We start from the raw sequence: 5,661 nt of genomic DNA, 5'->3' as shown, positions 1-5,661 counted from the left end.
CGGTCGGCCAGGTGCAGGCTGATGCCGGCCTGGAGTTCGCTCACCCCGGCCAGCAGGGGCCGGATCCGGTGGGTGGTCAGTGCCGCGGCCAGCGCGCGACGCAGCCGGACGGCGGCGCGTGCTGAGGCGGTGAAATGTCCGGCGGTGCGCAGATACCCGACCTCGATCAGTCCCAGGACCAGCGCGCGGTGGTCCGGATCGCGGGACAACCGGGTGGTCGCGGCGCGGAAGCGTTGACCGGTTTTATCGCGCGCAAGGTCTGGTTCCACGGCGGGCCAGCGTTTCTGGCCCTGACCGTGCACGACGGTGGTCAACAGCTGCGAGACTACGGCGCTGACATCCATGCCCCCGATGACCAAGCGGGGTAGCTCGGCCGTGAGCCGGGCCAGTGCGGGCCGGTCGGTGTAATACAGCTCGGCCCAGTGCTCCAGGATCAGGTCGGTGGCGCGGTCCCAGGCCCGGCCGTGCAGCGCGGCCTTGATAGCGGTTTCGATCCTGCCGGCCGCGGCCAGCGCGTCCACCGCAGCCGCCCTTGCCACCGTCACCCCTGGTTCCCGGGCCTGACGCACGGACTCGGCCAACACCTGCCGGATCAAGGTGGGCATGCACCAGGGCCCGTGCCGGCTGGGCACCACCAGCCCGAGCTGGACCAACTGCTCCAGGGTGGGTCCCGGGTCGGTCCGGTGGGGGTGGAAGGCCGCCAGGACCTGCTCGGTGTACTCCGGTAGGAACGCAGCCTGGGCGATCAGTCCCTGTGGATCAATGCCTGCCAACCATTGCAGCAACGGGGAGAGGATCGCTCGTCGGGACGCGCCGGTGGCCAGCGGGTTCGCGCACAGGACCCGTGTCGGCCCCAGCCACCCGCCGGTTGCGGCGTGGACCGCCTCCGGCGACACCGGTGGCCCCGGGCGCGCGTGAGAGAATTCCCCCCGCGCCGCGGACCGGGGGGACACCCCCAGCGGCGGTGCCCAGCCGGCGGCGAGGTCCTGGATCTCGGTCACGGTCAGTAACAGGTCCTCGACTCCGGCCACCCGGGCCGGCAACGCCCCGGCCAGGCGAGAAACGGGCAGGTCATGGCCCCCCAGGACGGCGATCCGGCCGGCCCCGGGGCCCTCCAGCAGGGCGCCCAGGTGATCGATGAATGCGTCCGGGTCCCGGACGGCACCGGTCCCATCCAGCACTCGGGCCCCTAAGCTCTGCTGCGCTGACGACCTCCCCGGTTCGGGCCGTGTGCCGGCGGTGACCCACCCGGCCGCAAACCAACCGGCACCCACCCCCCGCGGCGCCTGCAGGAGCAACAACCTCTCCCCGGTCTCGGGGCCGTCCAGGAACCGCGCCAGCGCCGGGTGCGGTGTTCCCCTGGGGCCGGCCCCGGGTGCTGGCCGCCGGGCAGGGGCAAGACGGCCCGGCCGGCCGGCCGGTGGTGAACCGGCGGAATCACTCACGGACACGGTGCCTCCTACGCTCAACGGATCATCGGCCCTGTAACCGGCACCATACGAGAGCCCCGCCGGTCATGGCAGGCTCGCTCGCCCGCGCCGATCTCGGGCACCGCGCCCGGACCGCAGAAGCACCAGCTACTCTCGTGCCGGAACCACCTTCCGCTGTCGAGACAACCGCACCGGTACGGGAGCCGGTCACGCCGCCGCCCCGGAGCTGGGCCCTGTGGTGGTGAACACGCTGACCGTGGTCATCTGGTGGGTGTTCGGGGCCAGGTCGTAGACGTCCACGCGCTCCGGGTGCCACCCGTGGTGGTGAAGCTGGTACATGTCACGGGCCAGGGAGGCGGGGTCGGAACAGATGTGCACAATTCTGTCGGGGTTCAGCCGCAGAAGCTGGTCAAGGACGGCGGGTCCGGCACCGGCGAAGAGGGAGTTCAGGACCACGGTATTGACCTTGCGGTCTGCGAGTCGTCCACTGGTGTCCCTGACCCGCGACTCGTGCGGCCAGCCGGCCAACACCGGTTCGACGGCACTGTTGACGACGACCGCCTGGGGCAGGTCGGACAGGTTGTCCCGGGCGTCCTGGCTGGCCCGGCCGTCTGGTTCGATCGCCACGACCACCCCCTGCTCGCCGACGGCCTGGGCCAGGAAGGCCGAGAACAGACCCGGCCCGGCATGCAGGTCGACCACCACGTCACCGGGCTGAGGACGAGCTGCGGCCAACACGGTCTCGACCAGGATGGTCGGGGCGTCGCGGTGGACGGGCCAGTGTCCGGTGCCGCTGAGCCGAAAGTCCCGGGCCCCGTAGCGGGCGGAGCTGACCTGGTCATGGATCGTGGGCCCTCCGCGCAGGACGGCGACCAGCGGGGGCCGGCCGGGACCCGAGGGTGGGGTGGTCACCACGATCGAGACGTGGTTCGGGGTGCCGGACAGCTGGTCTCGCCAGTACTTCATGCGGGCCCGCAGGGCCCGCGGCGTGCCAGCGATGTGTCGGGTGGGATGGATGTTGATCAATGTTCCGGCCCCGTGGGCAGCGGTGGCGAGTTCGATACCTGCGGCCCCGGAGAAGTCCACCTCCCATAGGCGCAGCTCGTCGCAGCCGGGCAGGGCCGGCGGGATATTGCGCACCGGCACGGTGCCGGGTCCACGGTGGACCGGAAAGGAGACCCGGCCGGCCGGGGAGAGCACCAGCGTGATGCGGGTGCGCCAGTGCATTCCGACGGGTTCATCGGCCGCGACGCCGGCGACGTGGACGTGGATTTGCCCGGCCGGCGGGCCCCCGGCCCGGGCCAGGGTGTCTCGGAAGACCTGGGTCTTGAGCCGGCGTTGATGCTCCAGGGTGATGTGGCCGTACTCTGCCCCGGCGACCGGGCGCCGGCCGACCGGGTAGGACCGCAGCGGGTCGGCCAGTTTCCACGGGTGGGCCCGGCGGAACTCCGAGGCCCGCAGCACCTGCACGGTGTCTGCCCAGTACACACCGGGCGCCGGGCCGGCCTCGGTCACCCGGGCCACCACGGTCTCGCCCGGGATCGCGTGCCGGACAAACACCACCTGTCCCTGGTGCTGGGCCACGCAGTGACCCCCGGGCACCATCGGACCGGCCCTCAACGTCCACAGCACCGGGACCGAGGCCTCGGGCCCGACCGAAGCCGTCCTGCTCTGCGGTGGTGATGGGGTGGAGGTGGTCATCTTATGTGGTCCTGTTCTTCTGCGCAGGTTCTTGGGTGGCCCGTTCATCACCCCGTAAGTCGGTGAGGGGGTGTCCGGGTGTGATCCACCGGTCGAGTCCTGGTGCGGCCGGGGCGGGTGGATATGTGTGGCCTCTGGTGCGGTGCCTCATGCTGGGGAGGCCCCTCTGGCTTGGGCGGCGGCGCGTTGGCTGAGTTCTGGCAACACCGCGGGTAGGTGCTCGGCGCACCACTGGAACACGGCCGAGGGGTGCACGACCCCGATGGCCTCGTTGCCGTTGAACACCAGCAACGGTCGGATTGGCCCGTGACGGTAGTGCCAGACCACACCCTCCACCGGATGCTCCGGCCGCACCCAGGCCTGGTCCGGTCCGCCCAGGTCGAACCAGCGCCTGTCCAGCCACCGGCCGGCCTGCTGCCGCCCGAAGCGCTCAATATCGGTCGCCACGATGACCCCCACCGCCCGTCCAGCGGCGTCCACTAGCACCACCGTGTCTGCCGGACCGGATAGGCGGACGGCGACCTCGGCCACGAGATCACCCTCGTAGGCCGTCACTCCCAGTGGGGACATCAGGTCCCGGACCGTGGTCCTGTCGGGGTGCGCTTCTCTACCAAAACCGGTCGATAGCTGCTCAAGCTGCTCAGGCACGTCACAGACCCCCTTCGGACAGGCCACCGTCGATCGAGACCGGCACATGCCCCAGACTCAGATCCTCCACCCCGAGGTCCTGAACGTTCGTGCCTGCCGGCGGGGCAGTGCAATACCGAGGGCGGGTGGGGGTATGGACGCCGATCACCGGGGCAACCTCGAGCAGTTCCTGCCCCGGCACTGCCCGGGCACGTTCCAGGGCGGCGAGGTGCCGGGCCAGGGCGCTCCAGGCACCCGGTTCCAGATGATCCAGATCGACCAGGTTGACAGTAAGGCTGGGACACCCCTTCAGGCAGACCGCCCGGTCCAACAGCTTGAGCAACCTCGCGTGGTTGGCCCGGGTCAGACAACCCGCGGCGTCGAGCCGGATCGGCCCGGGCAACGTCTCGGCCCGCAACCCTATCCGCAGTGCATGCTCCACAACCCCCTCCTCACCGGTGGTATCCGCAGCATCCTGCGGAACTCGACCCCGAGTTCCCGCCCCCGCATCGCCGCCGCCATTCCGTCCTGCCAAACGGCCGGCCGACACGGGAGGATGTTCAGTGGGATATCCCGCGTCGACCGGACGCCCCACCCCGACCGTAGCCAAAACCGGCATACTCGGCGCAAGTATGCCTCCTACCCCACTTCCACTCCCGGGATCCGGACGCCCCGCGTGCAGAATGGCTACATGCTCGGCCTTCGCGACAAACACCCCAGGTCAGAGCCGCCACGTAGAGAACGAGTATTGACAAAACGAGAAGGTATCTGACCATTCGCGGGACCGAGGGATGCGCCGTAGACACAGGCATTCCTACTGTCTTAGGGCCCGACAGTTCTCCGAGACGACAGCAACCCCCGAAGCTCACGCCCAAAAATGCCCGTCAAGTGCTCCGGAACCCCCTCGAGGCACATGATCGAGCTAGCCCGCGCGAACCAGTCGGCCGGGTATTCCCGATCAAACGCACGGCGTACGACACCGGGTTGTTCGAACTTAGCGGCGCTTGACCGAGCCAACCCGGGCCAACCAGTAGACCCAGTCGGTCAGGGTGGGCGGATCGGGGGCTTCAGCCGGCTCGCAGGTGGTGGTCGGCGAGGAACGTGCGGGCGCGGCCGATCCGGCGGTCGGTGGAGTACACGGACCATAGTTCGGCCAGGTCCTCGGCGTGGACGAGGTCGCGGAACCGGCCGAAGGCACCCTGGCCCTGGATGGCCTGCTCCAGCCGGACGCGCAGAGTGTGATCGTGCTGCCGGCCGGCGAAGGCGGCCATGTCCGCCCAGCCCTGCCGTGAACCGGCCGGGTCGATCCGGAGCCACCGGTCCGGGTCCTCCTCGACGTCGATGGCGGCGTCCTGGCCGACGATGGCCGGGTCGGTGTCCTCGTCGGTGTACACCTGACCGGTGCGCACCTCGAGCCAGCCCCCAGTCGAGGTCCCGGGATCGGTTTCGAGGACGGCGGCGAGCGTCTCCAGATCCACCGGCAGCACGGGCTCGGCCGGCGGCTGACGGCGTAGTGCGGTCAGCAGGTCCTCGGCCAGCACCGTATCGCCGGGCCCGTCCCGGCCGGTGAGCCGGTTGATCACCGATAGGGCCACCGGTTCGGCCTGGCCGCGGCGTTGGGCCAGGGCCATCGGGATCCCGGCTCCGACCTGCTGCAGCGCCTCATCGATGTCGCGTCCGGCTACCGCGGCCAAGAAGCCATCCGCATCCGATCTGGCGATGGCACTGCGCACCGCGGTGAGATCCAGCGCGGGGACCTGCGTCCGGCCCGGCCAGGCATGCAACCGCATGGGGTGCGGCTGACTCGGTCGGCGCGGGACCCGCCCTTCCCCGTCGTCCTGGGCCCACCGGCGCCCGTACTGGTCCGGGATGGTGCCCCAGCCGAAGTACGGCAAAGGCACCG

Annotated in this window: 5 protein-coding genes; all 5 read right to left on the bottom strand. The window is 70.4% G+C overall.

Annotated elements, in window-relative coordinates; all coding sequences use genetic code 11:
* A partial coding sequence (locus PLJ28_RS14660; protein WP_324590320.1) for a hypothetical protein occupies positions 1–1,181 on the bottom strand: 1,181 nt, incomplete at its 3' end.
* Between the two features lie 456 nt (positions 1,182–1,637).
* Entirely contained in the window at positions 1,638–3,131 is a 1,494-nt protein-coding gene (locus PLJ28_RS14655; protein WP_324590319.1) for a class I SAM-dependent RNA methyltransferase, read from the bottom strand.
* A 147-nt stretch (positions 3,132–3,278) separates the two neighbouring features.
* A complete protein-coding gene (locus PLJ28_RS14650; RefSeq protein ID WP_298042410.1) occupies positions 3,279–3,779 on the bottom strand; it encodes a DUF294 nucleotidyltransferase-like/CBS domain-containing protein in 501 nt (166 codons plus the stop codon).
* Between the two features lies 1 nt (position 3,780).
* Positions 3,781–4,200: a hypothetical protein gene (locus tag PLJ28_RS14645; protein ID WP_298042412.1), complete on the bottom strand. Its 420-nt coding sequence runs from the start codon at positions 4,198–4,200 to the stop codon at positions 3,781–3,783.
* A 625-nt stretch (positions 4,201–4,825) separates the two neighbouring features.
* On the bottom strand, positions 4,826–5,661 hold an 836-nt coding region (locus PLJ28_RS14640), incomplete at its 5' end, for a UPF0158 family protein (RefSeq protein WP_298042416.1).

Source organism: Citricoccus sp. (assembly GCF_035445025.1).
Lineage (GTDB): Bacteria > Actinomycetota > Actinomycetes > Actinomycetales > Micrococcaceae > Citricoccus.
The sequence above is the reverse complement of the archived record's forward strand: the minus strand, read 5'-3'. Positions and strand labels throughout refer to the sequence as shown.